The sequence below is a fragment of the Enterobacter sp. 940_PEND genome (assembly GCF_001059415.1).
GTDB classification, from domain to species: domain Bacteria; phylum Pseudomonadota; class Gammaproteobacteria; order Enterobacterales; family Enterobacteriaceae; genus Enterobacter; species Enterobacter cloacae_M.
This window is the reverse complement of sequence record NZ_JUMS01000078.1, coordinates 1-23809: the sequence shown is the minus strand read 5'-3', so window position 1 is coordinate 23809 and position 23809 is coordinate 1. Positions and strand designations below refer to the sequence as shown.

At 58.1% G+C, this 23809-nt stretch carries 23 protein-coding genes; 16 read left to right on the top strand and 7 right to left on the bottom strand.

Going from position 1 to position 23809, the window contains the following annotated elements; translation table 11 throughout:
* Positions 1-44 precede the first annotated feature (44 nt).
* From ADJ24_RS10875 to mnmH, 5 genes are all read left to right on the top strand, one after another.
* Positions 45-254, top strand: a complete 210-nt coding sequence (locus ADJ24_RS10875; protein WP_023310633.1) for a YdgH/BhsA/McbA-like domain containing protein — start codon at positions 45-47, stop codon at positions 252-254.
* 68 nt (positions 255-322) lie between these two features.
* Positions 323-508 (top strand): hypothetical protein, encoded by a 186-nt coding sequence (locus ADJ24_RS10870; protein WP_023310632.1) that lies wholly within the window; start codon positions 323-325, stop codon positions 506-508.
* A 161-nt stretch (positions 509-669) separates the two neighbouring features.
* Entirely contained in the window at positions 670-1179 is a 510-nt protein-coding gene (gene purE, locus ADJ24_RS10865) for a 5-(carboxyamino)imidazole ribonucleotide mutase (RefSeq protein ID WP_023310631.1), read from the top strand.
* Complete coding sequence (gene purK / locus ADJ24_RS10860) at positions 1176-2243, top strand: 5-(carboxyamino)imidazole ribonucleotide synthase (RefSeq protein WP_023310630.1); 1068 nt, start codon at positions 1176-1178, stop codon at positions 2241-2243. The genes purE and purK overlap by 4 nt, the downstream gene beginning before the upstream one ends.
* Positions 2244-2327: 84 nt before the next feature.
* Positions 2328-3398 (top strand): tRNA 2-selenouridine(34) synthase MnmH, encoded by a 1071-nt coding sequence (gene mnmH / locus ADJ24_RS10855; protein ID WP_023310629.1) that lies wholly within the window; start codon positions 2328-2330, stop codon positions 3396-3398.
* 123 nt (positions 3399-3521) lie between these two features.
* On the opposite strand, the gene ADJ24_RS10850 is transcribed toward mnmH, so the two are convergent.
* From ADJ24_RS10850 to ybbA, 3 genes are all read right to left on the bottom strand, one after another.
* The gene (locus ADJ24_RS10850; RefSeq protein WP_023310628.1) at positions 3522-4667 is read right to left on the bottom strand and encodes a porin; all 1146 of its coding nucleotides are present in this window, start codon (positions 4665-4667) and stop codon (positions 3522-3524) included.
* Between the two features lie 183 nt (positions 4668-4850).
* Complete coding sequence (gene ybbP / locus ADJ24_RS10845) at positions 4851-7265, bottom strand: putative ABC transporter permease subunit YbbP (protein ID WP_023310627.1); 2415 nt, start codon at positions 7263-7265, stop codon at positions 4851-4853.
* The gene (ybbA, locus tag ADJ24_RS10840; protein WP_023617272.1) at positions 7262-7948 is read right to left on the bottom strand and encodes a putative ABC transporter ATP-binding protein YbbA; all 687 of its coding nucleotides are present in this window, start codon (positions 7946-7948) and stop codon (positions 7262-7264) included. The genes ybbP and ybbA overlap by 4 nt, the downstream gene beginning before the upstream one ends.
* Between ybbA and tesA the strand changes: the two genes are divergently transcribed.
* Genes tesA through ADJ24_RS10825 form a run of 3 tightly spaced genes read left to right on the top strand, consistent with a single transcriptional unit; the run spans position 7919 to position 10254 of the window.
* Entirely contained in the window at positions 7919-8542 is a 624-nt protein-coding gene (tesA, locus tag ADJ24_RS10835) for a multifunctional acyl-CoA thioesterase I/protease I/lysophospholipase L1 (protein WP_032661743.1), read from the top strand. The genes ybbA and tesA overlap by 30 nt on opposite strands.
* Before the next feature lie 28 nt (positions 8543-8570).
* Positions 8571-9341, top strand: coding sequence for an SDR family oxidoreductase (locus tag ADJ24_RS10830; RefSeq protein ID WP_023310625.1), 771 nt, complete (start codon positions 8571-8573; stop codon positions 9339-9341).
* A 58-nt stretch (positions 9342-9399) separates the two neighbouring features.
* Positions 9400-10254: a co-chaperone YbbN gene (locus tag ADJ24_RS10825; RefSeq protein WP_023310624.1), complete on the top strand. Its 855-nt coding sequence runs from the start codon at positions 9400-9402 to the stop codon at positions 10252-10254.
* Positions 10255-10302: 48 nt separating this feature from the next.
* Here ADJ24_RS10825 and fetB read toward each other — a convergent pair whose 3' ends face one another.
* On the bottom strand, positions 10303-11085 hold the full coding sequence (fetB, locus tag ADJ24_RS10820; protein WP_023310623.1) for an iron efflux ABC transporter permease subunit FetB: 783 nt from the start codon (positions 11083-11085) through the stop codon (positions 10303-10305).
* The gene (gene fetA / locus ADJ24_RS10815) at positions 11078-11749 is read right to left on the bottom strand and encodes an iron efflux ABC transporter ATP-binding subunit FetA (RefSeq protein WP_023310622.1); all 672 of its coding nucleotides are present in this window, start codon (positions 11747-11749) and stop codon (positions 11078-11080) included. The genes fetB and fetA overlap by 8 nt, the downstream gene beginning before the upstream one ends.
* A 143-nt stretch (positions 11750-11892) precedes the next feature.
* Here fetA and ADJ24_RS10810 point away from each other — a divergent pair, with 143 nt between their 5' ends.
* Genes ADJ24_RS10810 through ADJ24_RS10800 form a run of 3 tightly spaced genes read left to right on the top strand, consistent with a single transcriptional unit; the run spans position 11893 to position 14152 of the window.
* Complete coding sequence (locus ADJ24_RS10810; protein WP_023310621.1) at positions 11893-12744, top strand: hypothetical protein; 852 nt, start codon at positions 11893-11895, stop codon at positions 12742-12744.
* 44 nt (positions 12745-12788) lie between these two features.
* Positions 12789-13703, top strand: coding sequence for an SPFH domain-containing protein (locus ADJ24_RS10805; RefSeq protein ID WP_023310620.1), 915 nt, complete (start codon positions 12789-12791; stop codon positions 13701-13703).
* Positions 13700-14152, top strand: a complete 453-nt coding sequence (locus tag ADJ24_RS10800) for an NfeD family protein (RefSeq protein ID WP_023310619.1) — start codon at positions 13700-13702, stop codon at positions 14150-14152. Before ADJ24_RS10805 ends, ADJ24_RS10800 begins: the two co-directional genes overlap by 4 nt.
* On the opposite strand, the gene cueR is transcribed toward ADJ24_RS10800, so the two are convergent.
* Positions 14149-14559 carry a Cu(I)-responsive transcriptional regulator gene (gene cueR, locus ADJ24_RS10795; protein WP_023310618.1) on the bottom strand — a complete coding sequence of 137 codons (411 nt, stop codon included), beginning with the start codon at positions 14557-14559 and terminating at the stop codon, positions 14149-14151. The two genes, ADJ24_RS10800 and cueR, sit on opposite strands and share 4 nt — an antisense overlap.
* Before the next feature lie 108 nt (positions 14560-14667).
* On the opposite strand from cueR, the gene copA reads away from it, so the two are divergent.
* The 3 genes from copA (at position 14668) to ybaK (ending at position 18690) form a co-directional block, all read left to right on the top strand.
* On the top strand, positions 14668-17166 hold the full coding sequence (gene copA / locus ADJ24_RS10790; protein WP_023310617.1) for a copper-exporting P-type ATPase CopA: 2499 nt from the start codon (positions 14668-14670) through the stop codon (positions 17164-17166).
* Positions 17167-17216: 50 nt separating this feature from the next.
* Complete coding sequence (locus tag ADJ24_RS10785) at positions 17217-18011, top strand: TraB/GumN family protein (protein ID WP_023310616.1); 795 nt, start codon at positions 17217-17219, stop codon at positions 18009-18011.
* 199 nt (positions 18012-18210) lie between these two features.
* Positions 18211-18690: a Cys-tRNA(Pro)/Cys-tRNA(Cys) deacylase YbaK gene (gene ybaK / locus ADJ24_RS10780; protein WP_023310615.1), complete on the top strand. Its 480-nt coding sequence runs from the start codon at positions 18211-18213 to the stop codon at positions 18688-18690.
* A 121-nt stretch (positions 18691-18811) separates the two neighbouring features.
* Here ybaK and ushA read toward each other — a convergent pair whose 3' ends face one another.
* On the bottom strand, positions 18812-20464 hold the full coding sequence (ushA, locus tag ADJ24_RS10775; protein WP_023310614.1) for a bifunctional UDP-sugar hydrolase/5'-nucleotidase UshA: 1653 nt from the start codon (positions 20462-20464) through the stop codon (positions 18812-18814).
* Positions 20465-20633: 169 nt separating this feature from the next.
* Here ushA and ADJ24_RS10770 point away from each other — a divergent pair, with 169 nt between their 5' ends.
* Together ADJ24_RS10770 and ybaL are read left to right on the top strand one after the other, a co-directional pair.
* Entirely contained in the window at positions 20634-21842 is a 1209-nt protein-coding gene (locus ADJ24_RS10770; protein ID WP_023310613.1) for an MFS transporter, read from the top strand.
* Between the two features lie 229 nt (positions 21843-22071).
* Entirely contained in the window at positions 22072-23748 is a 1677-nt protein-coding gene (gene ybaL, locus ADJ24_RS10765; RefSeq protein WP_023310612.1) for a YbaL family putative K(+) efflux transporter, read from the top strand.
* Positions 23749-23809: the final 61 nt, after the last annotated feature.

The window sequence follows — 23809 nt, the reverse complement described above, 5'->3', positions numbered from 1 at the left end:
GGCAACACGCCCTATCCCAGATAAAATACTTAAGGAATACGACCATGAAATCCATCAAAACTTTCGTTGCAGTTGCCGCTCTTTCCCTGGTTTCTTTCGGTTCTTTCGCTCAAAGCGTGAGCGCAACCGCCTCTACCCTTGACCGCGCAGAAGCGAAAATTGCCGCGCAGGCCGCCGAGCAGAATGCCTCTTATAAAATCACGAGCGCGAAGGTCAACAACCGCGTGTACATGACCGCAGAACTGACTAAATAAAAACCCTGATTGCCGTGCCGCCAGCTACGACGTACGACAGCGACAATACGATGAGGAAGGAACAGAGAATGAAAAGCATCAGCATCGTAAGTACCCTGCTGCTGGCAGTCGTGGTGTCCACTGGCGCACAGGCCGCGGAGAATCGCTTCTCCGTGCCAAAATCGGGCTCGAATGCCGACACCAGCATGGTAAATCATATCGATGTCAGCCGCGCGTTCGACAACGAGAACCTGTCCGCAGGGGATCTTCAGTAACATCACATAAAAGACCGCCATCGTGCGGTCTTTTTTGTTATCGCTTTCTCGCCATAACTGCTCACCTTTTAACCGCGCAACCGTTTTCCTTGCCCGTATAACATGCTATTCTCTGTGCCCTCGAAAGCAGTGTGTTTCGCACCACAGGAGTTTTAAGACGCATGTCTTCCCGCAATAATCCGGCGCGTGTCGCCATCGTGATGGGGTCCAAAAGCGACTGGGCTACCATGCAGTTCGCCGCCGAAATCTTTGAAATCCTGAATGTTCCGCACCACGTTGAAGTGGTCTCCGCGCACCGTACACCGGACAAACTGTTCAGCTTCGCCGAAAGCGCCGAAGAGAACGGTTATGAGGTGATCGTTGCCGGTGCGGGCGGCGCAGCACATCTGCCAGGCATGATTGCCGCCAAAACCCTGGTGCCGGTACTGGGCGTTCCGGTCCAAAGCGCCGCGTTAAGCGGTGTGGATAGCCTCTACTCCATCGTCCAGATGCCGCGCGGTATTCCTGTCGGCACGCTGGCGATTGGTAAAGCGGGTGCTGCCAATGCCGCCCTGCTGGCGGCGCAAATTCTTGCGACGCACGATAAAGCATTACACCAGCGTCTGGCGGAGTGGCGTAAAGCCCAGACCGACGAGGTGCTGGACAATCCGGACCCGCGGGGTGCGGCATGAAGCAGGTTTGCGTCCTCGGTAACGGCCAGCTAGGCCGCATGCTGCGTCAGGCCGGTGAGCCGCTGGGTATTGCCGTCTGGCCCGTCGGGCTGGACGCCGAACCTGAAGCCGTACCGTTCCACCAGAGCGTGATCACCGCCGAGATCGAACGCTGGCCGGAAACGGCTCTGACCCGCGAGCTGGCGCGTCATAACGCCTTCGTTAACCGCGACGTGTTCCCGATCATCGCCGACCGTCTGACGCAAAAGCAGCTGTTCGACAAGCTCGGTCTGCCGACCGCGCCGTGGCAGCTCCTGTCCGATAAAAGCGAGTGGAATGACGTTTTCGCGATGCTGGGCGAGCTGGCAATCGTGAAGCGCCGCGTGGGCGGTTACGACGGCCGCGGCCAGTGGCGCCTGCGTGCAGATGAAACGGCAGAACTGCCGGACGACTGCTACGGCGAGTGCATCGTTGAGCAGGGCATCAACTTTAGCGGTGAAGTGTCGCTGGTTGGCGCGCGCGGGCACAACGGGCATACCGTCTTTTATCCGCTGACGCATAACCTGCATCAGGACGGCATTCTGCGCACCAGCGTCGCCTTCCCGCACGCCAATGCTGACCAGCAGGCGCAGGCGGAAGATATGCTCTCTGCCATCATGCACGAACTCGGGTATGTAGGCGTCATGGCGATGGAGTGCTTTATCACCCCGTCCGGTCTGCTGATCAACGAACTTGCGCCGCGCGTGCACAACAGCGGGCACTGGACGCAAAACGGCGCGTCCATCAGCCAGTTCGAGCTGCACCTGCGCGCGATCGTCGACCTGCCGCTGCCGCAGCCGGTGGTGAACAGCCCGTCGGTGATGATCAACCTGATCGGCACCGATCTGAACTACGACTGGCTGAAGCTGCCGCTCGTGCATCTGCACTGGTATGACAAAGAGGTCCGCGTGGGTCGTAAGGTCGGTCACCTGAACCTTAACGACAGCGACACGGGCCGCCTGAGCGCCACCCTGGAAGCCATGATCCCGCTCCTGCCTCCGGAATATGCGAGCGGTATTGTCTGGGCACAGTCAAAGCTCAAGTAAGACATCTGCGCCGGGGAGTTGACCTTCCCCTTCCCCGGCGTACAATCCCCGCCCATTGCTGCTGAGTTTTCTTCTGGAATAACCATGAACGATGGAACGGACTATCGCGCGATCCTCGCGTCTGATACCCCTTTAATCGACGTTCGCGCGCCGATCGAATTTGCCCAGGGCGCGATGCCTGCGGCGATCAACCTGCCCTTAATGAACGACGACGAGCGCGCCGCCGTCGGCACCTGCTATAAGCGCCAGGGCCCCGAAGCCGCGCTGGCGCTCGGCCATCAGCTGGTGAGCGGCGAGACGCGTGAGGCACGCATCAACGCCTGGCGCGAGGCCAGCCTTGCCCATCCTGAGGGCTTTCTCTGCTGCGCGCGCGGCGGCCAGCGCTCGCATATCTCTCAGGCCTGGCTGAAAGAGGCGGGCATCGACTACCCGCTGATCCGCGGCGGCTATAAGGCCCTGCGTCAGACGGCGATTCAGGTGACCATCGAGCAGTCACAAAAGCCGATGGTGCTTATTGGCGGCTGTACCGGAAACGGTAAAACCCTGCTGGTGAAACAGCACGCGCAGGGGATCGATCTGGAAGGGCTGGCGCACCATCGCGGTTCGTCGTTTGGCCGCACGCTCACGCCGCAGCTTTCCCAGGCGAGCTTTGAAAATCACCTTGCGGCTGAGCTCCTGAAAAAAGACGCCGCGCGCTGGGTGCTGGAAGATGAAGGCCGGATGATTGGCTCCAACCATCTGCCGGAGTGCCTGCGCGACCGCATGGTTGAAGCCCCTATCGTTGTCGTCGAAGACCCGTTTGACGTCCGTCTTGAGCGCCTGCGCGAAGAGTATTTCGACCACATGTGGGCGGACTTTTCTGCCGCCTACGGCGAGGAAGCAGGCTGGAGGGAGTACAGCGAGTACCTGCACCACGGCCTGTTCGCCATTCGCCGCCGTCTGGGGCTGCAGCGGTATGCAGAATTCACCGCGCTGTTAGATTCCGCGCTGCTGGAACAGCAACGCTCCGGCAGCACAGAGGCGCACTTCAGCTGGCTTGCGCCGCTGCTGAAGGACTATTACGACCCGATGTACGGCTATCAGCTGGAGAAAAAAGCGGAGAAGATTGTCTATCGCGGGACGTACGAAGAGATTGCTGAGTGGCTTGATCGCTAAAATAAAGTCGGATGGCGAGGTAAAAGCAAAACGGCAACCAGGGTTGCCGTTTTTAATGTTTGTTCCCTCTCCCCGTGGGAGAGGGTCAGGGTGAGGGCATCATGCCGCACCCTACAAAACGACTTAGAAGTCGTAACGCAGACGCACCAGGTTCATGTCGCCCAGATTGTCGGTGCTGGAGGTGAACACGTGTTCGTAATCCACGCGGAAGCCGTAATCCAGCTGGAAGCTGATACCCACGCCGTTGTCGATGCGCTGGTAGTTACGGCCGTTCACGTACTCAATACGGTCACCCATGAAGTAAGGCTGGATGGATTTGACCGCGTACTGACCGATTGGGAACTTGTAGCCCGCAAAGTATTCAATACCCCATGCATCACCGGCGAAGTAGTCGTTAACAGACACTTTTTTGGTGGTCAGGAAGTTCTGATACCAGCCGCCGCCTGCGGAGAAGGTCCAGTTGTCCGGCGTCCAGCTCAGCGCGGTACCGAGGATGTTCTGGTCGTAGGTTTTGCTGTCGCCGTTGTCCGGGTTACGCATGTCCGCGCGGGTGTAGTTCCACGCCGCGCCCCAGGTCAGGTCGGTGGTCAGGTGGTAATCCAGACCCAGCGAGCCGCCGCCTTTACGCTTGTAGCGCAGGCCGTTGCCCGGCAGGTATTCGCTGTCTTCAAACAGGTATGATGCGTAGATGTCGGCATCACCCACGGTTTTCTTATATTTCAGCATCTGGCGTGAACGGTAAGATCCGTCGTAATCGCCGTTGATACCGTTACCCGGAGCCTGGCCGATCATGTCGTAGTCCCAGATATCGGTTTTCGCGCCCACCACATCATAGTAAACGCTGTTCTGTTGACCGAAGGTCAGCGTACCCCAGGTGTCGCTCTTCAGACCGGTATAGAGCATACGACGCGTGGTGTCGTGTGCGCCGTCGGCGTAGTGGTGATCCCAGTTAAACTGCGCAGGAATATTGACACCCAGCTCGTAGTAGCTGATCCAGCTGATGTCATCAAACAGGTAGTAATCTGCAGCGAAACGGAAGCGGGTGCCGCCGTCAAAGCCGTTACGCTTGTAGCTGTTTTTACCGTCGTCGCCGGTCATGTTCTGGAACTGAGGACGGATACTGCCGCCAACGGTGAAGTTCAGGCGGCTCAGCGGGTTACCCGCCTGAGGATCCTGCTTAAGAACGGTGATTTCCGCCTGAGAAGCGAAGGTAGTCAATGCCACTGCCGCGCCGATCGTTGCCGCCAGCGCTGATTTTTTTATAGTCATTATTTTTCCTTAATAGACACGCTGCTAAATATTTAGCGGGTGAATATTAACTGGAAATAATCGGGCTGTGGGGTCGGGTTTTTAATGTTTTGTGCTACTAAATGAGTGGGTATTATCACTTTGTGCTATTTAAACATTGCGCACCGGCATTAAAACCCGGCACGCAACTATCACAGTTCTAAATCAACTCGCAAACTGACGGAACAGGGCTTTGCCCTTTAGCAGCCGCGTGCCGAGCCAGCCGCCGCAGAGGGAAAGCAGCGCAGCGCCGCACAGAGGCAGGGTCAACCAGAGACGCCAGTCAGGCTCCCACGGGAAGTCGAAGACCTTTGTCTGCAGCACCGCCAGCGCCGTTTCCGCGCCAATGGCCGCTACCAGACCCGCCACCAGCCCCAGCAGCGCAAACTCGCTCCAGAGCGTCATTCGCAGCAGCCGCTTACCGGCCCCTAGCGTGCGGTAGACAATCAGCTCCTGATGGCGCTGGCGCATGCCCACCTGTACCTGAGCCAGCAGCAACAGCACGCCGCAGATCGTCACCAGCACCACCATGACCTCCAGCGCGCGGCTCACCTGCTCTAGCACCTGCCCTACCTGCTTCAGGATCGCCCCGATATCCAGCAGGCTGACCGTTGGAAACTCCCGGTTGAGCTGGGTCAGCATGCCGTTGCCGTTTTCCCAGCGGAAGCTGGTCAGCCAGCTCTGCGGCTGCCCGTCCAGCGCGCCCGGCGGGAAGATAAAGAAGAAGTTTGGCCGCAGGCTTTCCCAGTCCACTTTACGCAGGCTGGTGACTTTCGCGGTAAAATCCTGGGTATCGCCGGTAAAGGTGACGCTGTCCCCGAGCTTCACGTTCAGCCGCGTCGCCAGCCCCTCTTCCATCGAGACTTCCCCCGCTTTCGGCGGCCAGGTGCCGGCGGTTATCGGGTTATGGTCAGGGCGTTTCTCCTGCCAGGTCAGGTTCAGCTCGCGGTTCAGCGACTCGTCCTTATTCCCCTCCGTTGGCTGACCGTTGATCTGCGTCAGACGCGCACGCACGATGGGATAGAACGACTCAGGGATAATGTGATGCTCCGACAGGAAGCCCTTCAGCGGCGTGACCTGCTCAGGGGCAATGTTGATCAGGAAATAGTTCGGGCTTTCCGGGGGAAGCTGCTGCTGCCAGCGATCCAGCAGATCGCCGCGCAGCACTAACAGCAGCGCCAGCAGCATAAACGACAGCGAAAACGCCGACAGCTGGCTGAGCGTTGACCACGGCTGATGCAGCAGGCGGTTGACCGCCAGGCGCACGGGCAGGGATTTCACCGTGAGCCGCTTCAGGACGTTGAGCAGTATCCAGCCCAGCACGCCGCACAGCAGCGCCAGCACAACCGCCCCGGCCAGTACCGCCCACAGCAGCGTGCTGCCCCCCATCAGCCACGCCAGCAGCCCCACCGCTACGGCAATAATCACCGGAAGGTAGAACTTCAGCGGCCAGACGTTCGCCACCACATCGTTGCGAAGCACGCGCAGCGGCTGCGTCGCGAGCAGCAGGCGGTAGGGGCGTAGCCCCACCAGCAGCGAAATCACCGTCATTGCGCCCATTGCCCACAGCCACGGCCAGAGGCTGGCCGGCGGCAAGGCGGCCGGGAGCACCGGCTTCAGCATCACCATCAGCAGTTTTTCAAACAGCAGCCCCATTATTCCGCCGGTCAGCGCGGACAGAATCAGCAGCATCAGCCACTGGCCGACAATCAGCTTGCGCAGCTGCGCCCTGCCCGCCCCCAGGGTTTTGAGGATCGCCACCAGGTCGTAACGGCTGCGGCAGTAATGCCCCATCGCCACGGCAACCGCCGCCACCGCCAGCAGCAGGGTCAACAGTGCCGAAAGCAGCAGGAACTGCTGAGAACGCTCAAGAGATTTACCGAGCGCCCCTTCGTCCTGCTCCAGCCCGTACCAGCGGTGCTCTGGTTTGAGCTGCGGCAGAAGCCATTTTTCGTACGCGTCAAGCTGGGCAGGCGTGCCGCCAAACTTATAGCGCCAGGTGACGCGGCTGCCCGGCTGAACAGCATGGGTTGCCGCAACATCCGCGGTGTTCATCAGCAGGCGCGGCGCAAGCTGGAAGGGGTTAAAGCCGGAATCGGGCTCCTGCACCACTTCCCCGGCGATTTTCAGCGTGGCGTCACCGACGTCGATACTGTCGCCGGGTTTCAGGTTCAGAAGCGCCATCAGACGTGATGCCAGCAGCACCGTGCCGGGCTTGGGCTTCAGCCCGGGCGGGCTGGTCTGCAGTTCGCCGTACATCGGGTAGATATCATCGACGGCTTTAACGCTGGCGAGCTGAGGCGTGTCGCCCGCAAAGGTCATGGTCTGGAAGCTTATCTGCTCCCCCACCTTCAGCCCTTCTTTACGCGCCTCTGCAATCCAGCCCGACGGCACCGGGCGGGAGCTTTGCAGCGCCCGGTCCCCCGCCATAAACTCCCGGCTCTGCTGGCTGAGCCCTTTTTCCATGCGGTCGCTGACGCTGCCGAGCGCCAGCACGCAGGCCACCGCCAGGCTTAGCGCCAGCCAGACAATCAGCAGCGAGGGCGAGCGCCACTCGCGCCAGAACCAGCGGGTAATCATGCCTCCTCCTGAAGAATACCGTTCACCAGCCGCAGGCGGCGATCGCAGCGGGCGGCGAGCTGAGGATCGTGGGTCACGAGGATCAGCGTGGTACCGTGCTCGCGGTTGAGCGAAAACAGCAGGTCGGCAATCCGGTCTCCGGTTTTACGGTCAAGGTTACCGGTGGGCTCATCGGCAAACAGGACTTCGGGACGACCGTTAAACGCCCGCGCCAGCGCCACGCGCTGCTGCTCGCCGCCGGAAAGCTGTGCGGGAAGATGGTCGAGACGCTTGCCCAGACCGAGCTGCTCCAGCAGCGCCTTCGCGTGCGCCCGGCTTTCACGGCTGTTTTCACCGCGAAGCAGCGCCGGGAGTTCGACGTTTTCAAGCGCGTTCAGGGTCGGGATCAGCATGAAGGACTGGAAGACAAAACCAACGTGACGCGCGCGCAGCGCGGCCCGCGCCTCTTCATCAAGCTGATGCAGCGGTTGCCCGACAAGATGGACCTCGCCGCTGCTGCCGTCGTCCAGACCGGCCAAAATCGCCAGCAGCGTGGACTTACCGGAGCCGGATTCGCCAATCAGCGCGATGGTTTCAGCGCGTTTGACAACGAGTTCAACTCCAGTAAGGATGGAAAGCTCGTGTTCCCCCTGACCGACGGACTTCTTAAGATGATGAACTTCAACACTGTTTTCCGCTGGCATTTGCCCTTCCTGTTTTTGATTCTGATGACCTTCCGCGCGGCGGCAGCGGACACGTTACTGGTTCTCGGCGACAGCCTGAGCGCAGGCTATCGCATGGCGGCCAGCGCGGCCTGGCCCGCGCTGCTCAACGACAAATGGCAGAGCAAGACGTCGGTAATCAACGCCAGCATCAGCGGCGATACCTCGCAGCAGGGCCTGTCGCGCCTGCCTGCGCTGCTCAAACAGCATCAGCCTCGCTGGGTGCTGGTGGAGCTTGGCGGTAACGATGGATTGCGCGGTTTTCAGCCTCAGCAAACCGAGCAAACGCTGCGCACCATTTTACAGGACATTAAGGCGGCAAACGCCCAGCCGCTGCTGATGCAAATTCGCCTGCCCGCCAACTACGGTCGTCGGTATAATGAGGCCTTTAGCGCGATCTACCCTAAGCTTGCCAAAGAGTTTGATATTCCGCTGCTGCCATTTTTCATGGAAGAGGTCTATCTCAAACCCCAGTGGATGCAAGACGACGGGATCCACCCCAATCGCGATGCTCAGCCGTTTATTGCCGACTGGATGGCAACGCGGCTGGCTCCTTTAGTTAAACATGACTCCTGATTAAGCGGAGATCCTGACAGGTAAAGTTATGCAAAAATCGGTCTTAATTACAGGATGTTCCAGTGGAATCGGCCTGGAAAGCGCGCTCGAACTGAAGCGCCAGGGGTTTCGGGTGCTGGCGGCCTGTCGCAAACCCGACGATGTCGAACGCATGAACGGGCTGGGCTTTACCGGCGTGCTGCTGGATATGGACTCGCCGGAGAGCGTTGAACGCGCCGCCGATGAAGTGATCGCGCTGACCGACAATCGTCTGTACGGGCTCTTTAACAATGCCGGCTACGGCGTGTATGGTCCGCTGGATACGCTCTCCCGCGATACGCTGGAGAAACAGTTTTCGACCAACTTCTTCGGCGTGCATCAGCTCACCATGCGTCTGCTCCCCGCGATGCTGCCGCACGGTGAAGGGCGCATCGTGATGACATCGTCAGTGATGGGGCTGATTTCCACCCCCGGCCGCGGCGCCTACGCCGCCAGCAAATATGCGCTGGAGGCCTGGTCCGACGCCCTGCGCATGGAGCTGCGCCACAGCGGCATCAAGGTCAGCCTGATTGAGCCCGGCCCGATCCGCACCCGCTTTACCGAAAACGTGAACCAGACCCAGGCGGATAAGCCGGTCGAAAACCCCGGCATCGCCGCACGTTTTACCCTCGGGCCAGAGGCGGTGGTGGCCAAAGTGCGCCATGCTTTTGAGAGCGAACATCCCAAAATGCGCTATCCGGTAACGCTGGTCACCCACGCCGTAGGCTGGTTAAAGCGCCTGCTGCCGGGCCGGATGATGGACAAAATTTTGCACGGTTGAGTTGAAGCGACGACGCTCATCCCCATGTAAAGAACAAACCGACAAAAGAGAAAGCCGCATGTCCGTACAGAATATCGTCAATATTACAGAAGCTAACCTGCAACAGACCCTTGAACAGTCGATGACCAAACCGGTCCTGTTCTACTTCTGGTCTGAACGCAGCCAACACTGCCTGCAGCTGACGCCGGTGCTGGAAAGCCTTGCTGCCCAGTACAACGGTCAGTTCATTCTCGCCAAGCTGGACTGTGACGCCGAGCCGATGGTGGCGTCTCAGTTTGGTCTGCGCGCCATTCCTACCGTCTATCTGTTCCAGAACGGTCAGCCCGTTGATGGCTTCCAGGGGCCGCAGCCGGAAGAGGCGATTCGCGCCCTGCTGGATAAAGTGCTGCCGCGCGAAGAAGAGCTGAAAGCGCAGGAAGGCATGGCGCTGATGCAGGAAGGTAAATACGACGAAGCGCTGCCGCTGCTCAAAGAGGCGTGGCAGCTGTCGAATCAGAATAGCCAGATCGGCCTGCTGCTTGCGGAAACGCAGATCGCCCTGCACCGTTCAGAAGACGCGGAAGCCGTTCTCAAGACGGTTCCGCTCCAGGATCAGGACACCCGCTATCAGGGTCTGGTCGCGCAGATTGAGCTGCTGAAACAGGCCGCGGACACCCCGGAAATTCAGCAGCTGCAGCAGCAGGTTGCCGACAACCCGGCCGATGCCGCGCTGGCAAGCCAGCTGGCGCTGCAGCTGCACCAGGTGGGGCGTAACGAAGAGGCGCTGGAGCTGCTGTTCAGCCACCTGCAAAAAGACCTGGCAGCCGCAGACGGTCAGGCGCGTAAGATGTTCCAGGAAATTCTGGCCGCGCTGGGCACCGGAGACGCGCTGGCGTCGAAGTATCGTCGTCAGCTGTACGCGCTGCTGTACTAACAAAAAATGCCCGGTGGCGCTAACGCTTACCGGGCCTACAAAACAGGCTTAACCCGTTTTCTTTAATTGCGTCACCACTAGCTGGTGGCGCGCGTTGTAGAACTTCCGATAGGTCAGGTAGCAGGCAATGATGGTTGACAGGCTTGCCGTGGAAAGCAGCATAAACGTCACCATGATCTGATACTTAATCGCTTTTACCGGATCGATACCGGCAAAAATCAGCCCCGACATCATTCCCGGCAGGCTCACCAACCCCACCGTTTTGGCTGAATCGACCGTTGGGATCAGCGATGAACGAATGCTCTCACGAATCAGCCGCGCCGAGGCCACTTTAGGCGTTGCCCCCAGGCTTAACTTCTCCTGAAGCTGCTGCTGTTCACTGCTGAAGCGCTGGCCGAGATTGTTATAACAGAGCCCAACGGCCACCATGGCGTTCCCCGCGATCATCCCTGAGATAGGGATAACCTGCATCGGCGTAAAGGCAATCGAGCCGGAGAGCACCAGCACCGCCAGCGTGAGCGCCGTCCCGGTGGTAATAGCGATAAACGAAGAGATAAACGCCTTATCTATATATTTACTGCGTTTTTTCGCATTCCACGCCGCGTTGAAACAGATAAAGAGCACCATCAGCAGCGTCAGCACAGCGTGGTTGACGTTGAAAATATACTTCAGCACATAGCCGACGATGATGAGCTGAACCACCGCGCGGCAGATACTCCACACAATATCTTTTTCCAGCCCCAGCTTTTCCCGGTAGCTGACCACAATCGCAATCAGCACCAGCACCATCGAAAACGCCAGTGATTCATTGGTAATGTTATGCTCACCCACGGTTAGCCTCCTGCATTTTCCCGCCGTGCGGCTGAAGCGTAATCACGTCATCCGCATGGGCTATTTCATTAGCGTCGTGCGTCACCCACAGCACGGCAATATTCTGCTCCCGGGCGTAGCGATGAATAATCTCGTTAACGTTGCGTTTGTTGACGTCATCGAGCGCGCTGGTAATTTCGTCCAGCAAAAGCACCTTCGGTAAAAACTGCAGGTTGCGGATCAGCGAGACGCGCTGCTTTTCTCCGCCCGACAGCGCAGCGATGGATTTGGTTAACGTCTCCTGCGCCAGACCAAAGCGGGCCAGATCGCTGATAAACTTTTCCGGCTCCGGCGTTTTATTGCGGATTTGCCACGGGAAAATCAGGTTGTCATAAACCGTATCGCCAAAAAGCACGGGGGTTTGCACGCAGTAGGAGACCTGCTGGCGATAGTTTTCCGGGGACAGTGTTGCGATATCCTGTCCTTCAAACAGAAGGGTGCCCTCCGTCGGGCTGAGGAGTGAGGCCACAATTTTCAGCAGCGTGCTTTTACCGCAGCCTGAGGGGCCCGTGATTAATTTAAACTCGCCCGGCGACAGGCTAAACCCGACGTGCTGAAGAATAATGTTTTCTCCGGCACGAAATCCGATATCCCTGAGATGTAATAGTTCTTTTTTATCGTTCATTACGCTTCCGTTAACCGCTTCGTGTAATAACCGCCTGTAGCATAATCCTTTCGTGCGCACAGAGCGAATAGCCTCACGCTAAAGCAAGTGTTAAACTTTTTGTTTGTCATTTGTCTCCACCATCACTACAGGAAGTAAGCAACATGGCACATATCTTTTATGAGTTTCCTTCCCTGAAGCCTGGTGTTCCTGATGTCGAAACATTAATGGAAGTCATCAAATCTTCGGAACTCACGCGTTTTGTCATTGGTGCAGAGGTGGTGGATTTTGTTAAGAAGGCGCTCATCGTGAACACCACGATTGGCAGTTTCAAAAATTGCTATTTCGCCTTCGGCAACGGGACACACTTCCTGGAATTTGACGGCAAGGGAAAATCAAAACGTTTCAATGAAGTACCCGACTGGTTCGTCTCTCCGGCTGAATTTTCTCGTACCCAGTGGCTTATCAACCACGATCTTGCGGATGTAAAGGCCACCCAATTCATTGACGTGCTGATGTCCTACCCGCTGAAAGAGCGCCGCGCGCACTGTAATTTGTTATTCGGACTGGAGCTGGAAAAGGTGAATGCGGTTCCGGCCGCAGCGTCAGCCGCAGGGAAAATCGGCAATAAAAACGGCAAAACGACCAAACCGCGCGTGACCGATCTGGGATCGTTTGAATTGTTCAGCCAGTTCTTTGCGCGCATGAAAACCGCCGTGCTGGCCGATGAGTTCCCTACTCTGCAGGTCCTGACGGGCATGGATAACCTGACTAAAGCGCCGCATAATTTAAAGCAGGGTATCAGGACGTGGTTCAAAGCCATCGCGGGCGACCTTCCTCCCAATAACAAACGCGTAGAAGCGGGGAATGCCGTTCTGTTCTGCGCCCCTATCCGCGAACAGATCCAGCGTATCGAAGCGCTGGGGCTGGAGAAGTACTACCAGGGATTATCGAAAGCCATTGCCGAAGCGGGTGATGGATTCATCTCTGACTTTACCTATACTTACGAGCAGTAAACACACACTTTTACTCTTCACAGCATGCAAAACAGGAGGTTTTTATGCTTATCGTTGTTCCTGTCCTTATTTTCGTTGCGCTGGTTATCGTGGGCGCAGGCGTCAAAATTGTCCCTCAGGGTTATCAGTGGACCGTCGAGCGTTTCGGTCGCTACACCAATACCCTCCAGCCGGGCTTAAGCCTGATTGTTCCGTTCATGGACCGGATTGGTCGCAAGATCAACATGATGGAACAGGTACTGGACATTCCGTCTCAGGAGATCATCTCCAAGGATAACGCCAACGTCACCATCGACGCCGTCTGTTTTATTCAGGTGATTGATGCGCCGAAAGCGGCCTATGAGGTCAGCAACCTGGAGCTGGCCATCGTCAACCTGACGATGACCAACATCCGTACCGTGCTCGGCTCGATGGAGCTGGACGAGATGCTTTCCCAGCGTGACAGCATCAATACCCGCCTGCTGCACATTGTCGATGAGGCAACCAACCCGTGGGGGATCAAGGTCACCCGTATCGAGATCCGCGACGTGCGTCCGCCGGCTGAGCTGATCGCCTCCATGAACGCCCAGATGAAGGCCGAGCGAACCAAGCGCGCCTACATTCTGGAAGCCGAAGGGGTGCGTCAGGCGGAGATCCTCAAAGCGGAAGGTGAAAAACAGTCGCAGATCCTGAAAGCGGAAGGCGATCGTCAGTCCGCGTTTTTACAGGCAGAAGCGCGTGAACGTTCGGCAGAAGCGGAAGCCCGCGCCACTCAGATGGTTTCCGAGGCAATCGCCGCCGGTGATATCCAGGCCGTGAACTACTTTGTCGCGCAAAAATATACCGATGCGCTAAAACAGATTGGCTCCGCGAACAACAGCAAAGTGGTGATGATGCCGCTGGAGGCCAGCAGCCTGATGGGCTCTATCGCCGGTATTGCCGAACTGATCAAAGACAGCGGAAACGAGCGTAAAAAATGATTGAGCTGATCGCTGCACATCCTCATGCCTTCTGGCTAAGCCTCGGCGGCTTATTGCTGGCGGCGGAGATGCTGGGCGGCAACGGCTACCTGCTCTGGAGCGGTGTTGCCGCCGTCATTACGGGCCTTCTGGTCTGGATCCTTCCCCTGGACTGGGCGTGGCAGGGCGCACTGTTTGCCGTGCTCACGCTGGTGGCCGCGTGGCTGTGGTGGCGCTGGCTAAACCGGCGGGTTAACGAGCAAAAACCGCTGGACGCGCACCTCAACCAGCGCGGACAGCAGATTGTCGGCAAGCGTTTTACGCTCGACACCGCGCTGGTAAACGGGCGCGGGCATATGCGCGTGGGCGACAGCTCGTGGCCGGTAGTCGCCGACGACGACCTCAGCGCCGGCACGCGGGTTGAGGTCATTGCGGTGGAAGGCATTACCCTGCGGGTGAAAGCCTGCTAAGCAGAAGCCTTACGATGACAGCAGCCGGCAAGATTGTCGATAATCGGGCAGTCGGCGCTGTCATCCCCCGGACAGGATTCCGCGAGCTGCAGCAGCTGTTCGCGCATCGCCTGCAGCTCAATGATGTGGCGTTCAATCTCGGCCACTTTTTCCAGCGTGCGTTTTTTCACGTCGGCGCTGTGACGCTTCGGATCGTTGAACAGATTTACCAGCTCGCCGCACTCTTCCAGATTAAAACCGACCTGTCTTGCCTGGCGCAGCAGCGTCAGCTCATCCAGATGCAGCTGCGTGTAGCTGCGGTAGCCGTTTTCGCTGCGCAGCGGCGGCGTCACCAGCCCCTTCTCTTCATAAAAGCGAATCGCTTTGCTGGTTAAGCCGGTTTTTTTTGCCACGTCACTGATATTCACATTTCCCCCTTGACCTTCCCCTTGATGGAAGGTTTAACCTTCATAACAGTTAGCGAAAAGCGTTACTCCGGTCAACTACTGACCAGTTCATTATACGGGAGTTTTGTTATGTCTCACACTATCGACCTGACGCTGGACGGCCTCTCATGCGGCCACTGCGTCAAACGCGTTAAAGAAAGCCTGGAACAGCGCCCTGACGTTGAAAGCGCTGACGTGACTATCGATCATGCCGCCGTAACAGGCAGCGCCAGCGCGGATGCGCTGATTGATACCATCAAGCAGGCCGGTTACGGGGCGGAGTTAAGCCACCCAAAGGCTAAACCGCTGGCAGAGTCATCATCTCCGTCGGAAGCGCTGACAGCGGCCACTCCTGAGCTTCCGGCTGCTGATGATATTGACGACAGCCAACAGCTGCTGATCAACGGCATGAGCTGCGCCAGCTGCGTCTCCCGGGTACAAAACGCCTTGCAGGCGGTACCGGGCGTCGCGCAGGCACGGGTAAACCTCGCGGAGCGCACTGCGCTGGTGATGGGCAGCGCCTCCGCCGCAGATTTAGTGCAGGCCGTTGAGAAAGCGGGCTATGGCGCAGAGGCCATCGAAGATGATGCCGAACGCCGCGAGCGCCAGCAGGAAACGGCTATCGCCACCATGAAGCGCTTCCGCTGGCAGGCGATTGTCGCCCTGCTGGTGGGTATTCCGGTGATGGTGTGGGGCATGATGGGTGACAACATGATGGTCACCGACGACAACCGCACGCTGTGGCTGGTGATTGGCCTGATTACCCTTGCGGTGATGGTGTTTGCAGGCGGGCATTTCTATACCAGCGCCTGGAAGAGCCTGAAAAACCGCACCGCGACGATGGATACGCTGGTGGCGCTCGGTACCGGCGCGGCGTGGCTCTATTCAATGAGCGTGAACGTCTGGCCCCAGTGGTTCCCGATGGAGGCGCGCCATCTCTACTATGAAGCGAGCGCGATGATTATCGGCCTGATTAACCTGGGCCATATGCTGGAAGCCCGCGCCCGTCAGCGCTCCTCGAAAGCGCTGGAAAGATTGCTTGATTTAACCCCGCCGACGGCTCGCGTGGTCACGGACGAGGGGGAGAAAAGCGTCCCGCTGGCGGAAGTTCAGCCCGGCATGACGCTGCGCCTGACGACGGGCGATCGCGTTCCCGTTGACGGCAAGATAACCCAGGGCGAAGCCTGGCTGGATGAAGCGATGCTGACCGGCGAGCCCATTCCCCAGCAGAAAACAGACGGCGACGCCGTTCATGCGGGTACGGTGGTGCAGGACGGCAGCGTGCTGTTTACCGCCAGCGCCGTCGGCAGCCACACAACGCTGTCGCGTATTATCCGCATGGTGCGTCAGGCCCAGAGCAGCAAGCCGGAAATTGGCCAGCTTGCAGACAAAATCTCGGCCATTTTTGTGCCGGTGGTGGTCGGCATTGCCCTGCTGAGCGCGGCGATCTGGTATTTCTTCGGCCCGGCACCGCAGATTGTTTACACCCTGGTGATCGCCACCACGGTGCTGATCATCGCCTGTCCTTGCGCCCTTGGCCTGGCGACGCCGATGTCAATTATCTCCGGCGTAGGCCGCGCGGCCGAATTTGGCGTACTGGTGCGGGACGCGGACGCGCTGCAGCAGGCCAGCACCCTGGACACGCTGGTGTTTGATAAAACCGGCACGCTGACCGAAGGCAAACCGCAGGTGGTGGCCGTCACTACCGCAGGCATTACGAAAGAGGAGGCGCTGCGCCTCGCCGCCGCGCTGGAGCAAGGATCCAGCCATCCGCTGGCGCGCGCCATTCTCGATAAAGCCAATGCTTCTGCCCTGCCGCAGGTGAGCAATTTCCGCACCCTGCGCGGGCTCGGCGTCAGCGGTGAAGCAGAAGGCCACGCGCTGCTGCTGGGTAACCAGGCATTGCTCAATGAAAACGGTATTGATACCGCCGAGCTGGAAAGCGAGCTGAAGGCGCAGGCGTCTCAGGGCGCCACGCCGGTTCTGCTGGCGATAGATGGCAAAGCCGCCGCGCTGCTGGCCGTGCGCGATCCGCTTCGCCAGGACAGCGTGGACGCCCTGCAGCGTCTGCACCGTGCGGGCTACCGTCTGGTGATGCTGACCGGGGATAACTCGACCACTGCCAACGCCATCGCAAAAGAAGCCGGTATTGATGAGGTCATTGCAGGCGTGCTGCCGGACGGTAAAGCGGACGCCATCAAGAAGCTGCAAAGTCAGGGTCGTCAGGTGGCGATGGTCGGCGACGGCATCAACGATGCCCCGGCGCTGGCCCAGGCGGACGTGGGGATTGCCATGGGTGGCGGGAGCGATGTCGCCATCGAAACCGCTGCGATTACGCTGATGCGCCATAGCCTGATGGGCGTTGCCGACGCGCTGGCCATTTCAAAAGCCACGCTGCGCAACATGAAGCAGAACTTACTGGGAGCGTTCGTCTATAACACCCTCGGTATCCCAATCGCGGCCGGGATTTTATGGCCGCTGACCGGCACGCTGCTTAACCCGGTGGTCGCGGGCGCGGCGATGGCGCTCTCCTCCATTACCGTGGTGAGCAACGCCAACCGTCTGCTGCGCTTTAAACCGAAGGATTGAACCTTGTACCCGTACGCGCTAGCATGAACCTTTCCATTCATGGAGCGCGTATGGGTCTGTTTAATCGTATAAAAGCATCGTTTCGCGCCCTCTTTCCTCGCCGTTACGCCTGGCCCGGTCTGGATATCTCTCTCCCCGGCGGGCAGCACCTGCATCTGGTCGGCAGCATCCATATGGGTACACAGGATATGTCTCCCCTGCCACCCGGGCTGATTAAACTGCTGAAACGCGCCGACGCGCTGGTCGTTGAGGCGGACATTTCGGGCCAGGAGTCGCCGTTTGCCGGGCTGGAAAGCGATCTCAGCCTGGCGGAACGTCTGGATGATGCCCGGCTTGCCGAACTGACGCGCGTCGCGGATGAAACCGGCGTGTCGCTCTCCATGATTGACACCCTGCCGCTCTGGCAAATTGCGATGGTGCTGCAGGCCACGCAGGCGCAGCGTCTGGGACTGCGCGGTGACTACGGCATTGATTATCAGCTGCTGAACGCGGCAAGGGCGCGCAGCCTGCCCGTCATCGAGCTGGAAGGGACGGACAGCCAGATTGCGCTTCTGCGACAGCTTCCCGACGACGGCCTGATGCTGCTGGATGATACGTTGACCCACTGGCACACCAACGCGCGCCTGCTGCAGACCATGATTGGCTGGTGGCTGGACGCGCCGCCTGCGGACGGCAAGCTGGCGTTACCGTCGACGTTCAGCGAATCGCTGTATGATGTGCTGATGAACGCGCGCAACAAAGCCTGGCGGCAGACGCTGCACGCTTTGCCCGCGGGGCATTACGTGGTGGCGGTTGGGGCGTTACATTTGTACGGAGAAGGGAATTTGCCGTCGTTGCTGAAATAAAAAAATGGCCAATATTTCTATTGGCCCGTCAAAGAGGAATTTCATCGTTTTTATTATGCCGAAGGAGACCTTCGGTTGAGCCGATTGTCGCTCAAAGTGACCATCACTGCCAATACTATTGCGCAAGATGGTGCTATTTTTTAGACAAACGTCAGGCGTATGCTGTGGGCATGATTTGTCTGTCGTAAGAAGGATAGCTATGACTCCCGCCGTTAAATTACTCGAAAAAAACAACATTTCTTTCCGGATCCACACTTACGATCACGATCCGAATGAGACTAACTTTGGTGATGAAGTGGTGCGCAAGCTGGGGCTGAATGCTGACCAGGTTTATAAAACGCTGCTGGTGGCGGTGAATGGCGATATGAAACACCTCGCCGTCGCGGTTACTCCGGTGGCGGGACAGCTGGATCTGAAGAAAGTCGCCAAAGCGCTGGGGGCGAAGAAGGTGGATATGGCGGATCCGATGGTGGCGCAGCGCACCACGGGCTATCTGGTGGGCGGGATCAGTCCGCTCGGGCAGAAAAAACGCCTGCCGACGCTGATTGATGCCCCTTCACAGGAGTTTGAAACCATCTTTATATCCGGCGGCAAACGCGGGCTGGATATCGAGCTGGCGGCGGGCGACCTGGCGAAAATGCTGGACGCGAAGTTTGCGGATATTGCGCGCCGGGATTGAGAAAATTGCCCGGTAGCGGCTGCGAGGTAAAAGCAAAACGGTAACAGGCGTTACCGTTTTTTGTGTTCGCACCCTCTCCCGGTGGGAGAGGGTTGGGGTGAGGGCATCAGGCCGCACACCACTACTGCCAGCTCACCTCACCTTTCGGCTCGTAGGCATTCACGTCAATCGGCGAATTCTGCTCGATAAACTGCTTCAGCACTTCCGCATCAATAAAGCCGGTATTCACGTATCCCGGTTTGTTATCAATGTGCGGATAGCCGTCGCCGCCGGTGGCGTTAAAGCTTAACGTCGCCAGACGGTACGTTTTAGCCGGGTCAACCGGTTCGCCTTTGATCTTCAGGTCGTTAAGCTTGCCGTCTTTCGCGACGAAGCTGACGTTAGCAAACTGCGGATAGGCCCCGGAATCCGGCTTCATCTGCGCCACGGCGGTCAGGTAGTCAATCACCTCTTTCCCGCTCATGTCCGCATAGACCACCACGTTGCCGAACGGCTGCACCTTCAGGACGTCTTTATAGGTAATGTTTCCGCCCTCGATGGAATCACGAATACCGCCGCCGCTCATCACGCCGAAGTCAGCGCCGGTACGCGCCATTTGCGCCGCCAGCACCAGGTGGCCCATGTTGGTCTGCACGAAGCGAACTTTACTGCGGTCCCCCTCCAGACGACCGTTCAGCGTGCCGATTTTCACGTCCAGCTGCGCCTTGCCTTTGTTCTGGAACGGCGTCAGCAGGGAGAGCATCTGCTGGTTTTCAGCGATCTCTGGCGTGTAGAGTACGCGCTCACTTTTCCCGTCCGGGTAGGTGACTTTCTTCTTCAGGTTGACCGGGATGAGCTGATAATGAACCAGCTTCATTTCGCCGTTACGGAACTCGAAATCCGCCCGGCCGACGTATTTGCCCCACTCGTGCGCCTGAACAATCCAGATACCGTTCTGACGGTCCGGCGCGCACGGCGTGCCCGGCACGTAGTCCACCTGCTTTTTGTTCTCTGAGGCCATGCACACCGGATCCTGTGAGTGACCGCCCACAATCATTGCCAGCGAGCCCGCGGGCAGGCTGCGCGCCATTTCCACGTCGCCGGGCGCGTTAGAGCCGTGCTCGCCGTTGTCGTAGTGCCCCATATGCGTGGTGGCGATAATCACGTCCGGCTTCTCGTTTTGCTGCAGCTCCTGAATTACCAGCTTCGCTTCGTCTGCCGGTTTGCGGAATTCGATATCGGTAAAGAACTCGGGGTTGCCAATTTTCGCCGTATCGTCAGTGGTTAAGCCGATGACCGCAATTTTCAGATCCTGGCGCTTAAACAGCGCCCACGGCTTAAACAGACGTTCGCCGGTGCTTTTCTGGTAAATATTGGCGGAGAGGAAGGGAAATTTGGCCCATTTTTCCTGCTGACGCAGCACGGTCAGAGGATTATCGAACTCGTGGTTACCCACGGCCATCGCGTCGTAGCCAATCAGGTTCATGCCGCGAAAATCAGGTTCCGCGTCCTGTAAATCGGATTCCGGCACGCCGGTATTGATATCGCCTCCCGACAGCAGCAGCACGCTGCCGCCCTGGGCCGCCACCTCTTTACGAATGCCGTCCACCAGCGTTTTTTGTGCCGACAGGCCATATTCGCCGTATTCGCTGCGCCAGAAATGACCGTGGTGATCGTTGGTATGCAGAATGGTGATTTTATAGGTTTTGTCTTTTTCATACGCCTGCGCGGGCAGGCTTACCAGGCCCCATGCGGCGATGAGCGCCAGCGCGACGCCCCGCTTCATTAACTTCATCTTCTCTCTCCCTGACCAATAGACAAAGGCAAAAATTACAGTGACTAACAAGAATAGACAAATAAGTTTTCAGAATTGCGACTTTCTTCAAATGTCCCGGGCGGGTATGTTAGTCGGATAATAATTACACCCTGCATCTCTAATAACTAAAGACGTGGTAATTCTCTCTATGGCAATCAGTGAATCAACCCAGCCCGTTTCGGGCGCACCGGCGTCGCGCACCTCCTTTAAAGTCTTAGGCGCAATCAGTCTCTCGCACCTGCTCAACGACATGATCCAGTCGTTGATTCTGGCCATTTATCCGCTGCTGCAGTCCGAGTTCTCACTCACCTTCGTGCAGATCGGGATGATCACCCTGACCTTTCAGCTGGCTTCCTCACTGCTGCAGCCGGTGGTGGGCTACTGGACGGATAAATATCCGATGCCGTGGTCGCTGCCGATAGGCATGTGCTTCACCCTAAGCGGGCTGGTGCTGCTGGCCATGGCGGGGAGCTTTGAAGCCGTGCTGATTGCCGCCGCGCTGGTGGGCACCGGCTCGTCCGTTTTCCATCCGGAGTCTTCCCGCGTGGCGCGCATGGCCTCCGGGGGACGTCACGGTCTGGCGCAGTCTCTCTTCCAGGTGGGCGGTAACTTTGGTAGCTCTCTCGGCCCGCTGCTGGCCGCGGTGATTATTGCCCCTTATGGTAAAGGCAACGTGGCCTGGTTTGTGCTGGCCGCGCTGCTGGCGATCATCGTGCTGGCGCAGATCAGCCGCTGGTATGCCGCTCAGCATCGCGTGAATAAAGGTAAACCAAAAGCGAAGGTTATCAATCCCCTGCCGCGCAACAAGGTTATCCTGGCGGTTTCCGTGCTGCTGGTACTGATTTTCTCGAAATACTTCTATATGGCGAGCATCAGCAGCTATTACACCTTTTATCTGATGCAAAAATTCGGATTATCGGTACAGAATGCGCAGATCCACCTGTTTGCCTTCCTGTTCGCCGTCGCGGCCGGTACGGTTATTGGCGGGCCTGTGGGGGATAAGATTGGACGTAAATATGTCATTTGGGGCTCTATCCTCGGCGTGGCGCCGTTTACCCTTATTTTACCGTATGCGAGCCTTGAATGGACGGGGATTTTAACCGTGATCATTGGTTTTATCCTCGCATCTGCCTTTTCCGCCATTCTGGTCTATGCCCAGGAGCTGCTGCCTGGCCGTATCGGTATGGTTTCCGGGCTCTTTTTCGGTTTCGCCTTCGGTATGGGCGGGCTTGGCGCGGCGGTGTTGGGGATGGTGGCGGACCACACCAGCATCTTCCTGGTTTATAAAATCTGCGCTTTCCTGCCGCTTCTTGGGATGTTGACCATATTCCTGCCTGATAACCGTCATAAAGCGTAAATTACGGGTAGCCAAAGTTTAACTTTGGCTACCTGATACCCTGATGCCATAAGGGTTTCTTCTTCATCCCCTCGCTGAATTTATCAAAACGCGCTTTTTTACGTACATATTGCTGTTTTATTCAAACTTCAACAATAATTCATAAACATAAGGGTAAAAATTGTCATAAACTATTACTCGGTTTTTTGGTTTTCGCCAAAAAGGAACACCCACAACGAAAGGAGACGGAATGCACCACGCCACACCGCTTATCACCACCATTGTTGGTGGACTTGTGCTCGCTTTTATCCTCGGCATGATTGCCAATAAGCTGCGTATTTCTCCTCTTGTAGGCTATCTGTTAGCGGGTGTACTGGCGGGACCGTTTACGCCAGGCTTCGTGGCGGATACCAAACTGGCCCCTGAGCTGGCGGAATTGGGCGTGATTCTGCTGATGTTTGGCGTCGGCCTGCACTTCTCCCTGAAGGATCTGATGGCGGTAAAGTCGATCGCCATACCGGGAGCGATCGCCCAGATTGGGGTGGCGACGCTGCTGGGGATGGCGCTTTCGGCGGTGCTGGGCTGGTCGTTAATGACCGGTATCGTATTTGGGCTGTGTCTCTCAACCGCCAGTACCGTGGTGCTGCTGCGCGCGCTTGAAGAGAGACAGCTGATAGACAGCCAGCGCGGGCAAATCGCGATAGGCTGGCTGATTGTTGAAGACCTGGTCATGGTCCTGACGCTGGTTCTGCTGCCAGCCGTTGCCGGGATGATGGAAAAAGACAACGTCGGCCTGGCCTCGCTGGCGCTGGATATGAGTATCACCATCGGTAAGGTGGTGGCGTTTATCGCCATCATGATGCTGGTGGGACGCCGTCTGGTGCCGTGGATCATGTCCCGCAGCGCGGCAACCGGCTCACGCGAGCTGTTTACCCTCTCCGTGCTGGCGCTGGCGCTGGGTATCGCTTTTGGTGCCGTAGAGCTGTTTGATGTCTCCTTTGCCCTGGGCGCGTTCTTCGCCGGGATGGTGCTGAACGAGTCCGAGCTGAGCCACCGCGCGGCGCACGACACTCTGCCGCTGCGCGATGCCTTCGCCGTGCTGTTCTTCGTCTCCGTCGGGATGCTGTTTGACCCGATGGTCCTGATTCACCAGCCGCTGGCCGTGCTGGGCACGCTGGCGATCATCATCTTTGGTAAGTCGCTCGCCGCCTTCTTCCTGGTGAGAATGTTCGGCCACTCCCCTCGTACGGCGTTGACCATCGCCGCCAGCCTGGCGCAGATCGGTGAGTTCGCCTTTATTCTGGCCGGTCTGGGCATGGCCCTGAACCTGCTGCCGCAGGCGGGGCAAAACCTGGTGCTGGCGGGGGCGATCCTGTCGATTATGCTGAACCCGGTGCTGTTTGCCCTGCTGGAAAAATACCTCGATAAAACCGAAACGCTGGAAGAACAGACGCTCGAAGAGGCCATCGAAGAAGAGAAGCAGATCCCTGTGGATATTTGCAACCACGCCCTGCTGGTCGGCTTTGGCCGCGTGGGCAGCCTGCTCGGTGAGAAGCTAATGGCGCAGGGCATTCCGCTGGTGGTGATTGAGACCTCACGCACCCGCGTCGACGAGCTGCGCGAGCGCGGTATTCGTGCGGTGCTGGGCAATGCGGCAAACGAAGAGATCATGAATCTGGCGCATCTGGACTGCGCGCGCTGGCTGCTGCTGACCATACCTAACGGCTATGAAGCGGGCGAGATTGTGGCTTCCGCGCGCGCGAAGTGCCCAACGATTGAGATTATCGCCCGGGCGCACTATGACGACGAGGTGGAGTACATTACCGAGCGCGGGGCAGATAAGGTGGTGATGGGCGAGCGCGAGATTGCCAACACCATGCTGACGCTGCTGGAGAAACCGCTGGTTGAAGAGGCTGTGACGGGGTAAGTTGGTGCGGCCTGATGCCCTCACCCTGACCCTCTCCCACGGGGAGAGGGAACAAACACTA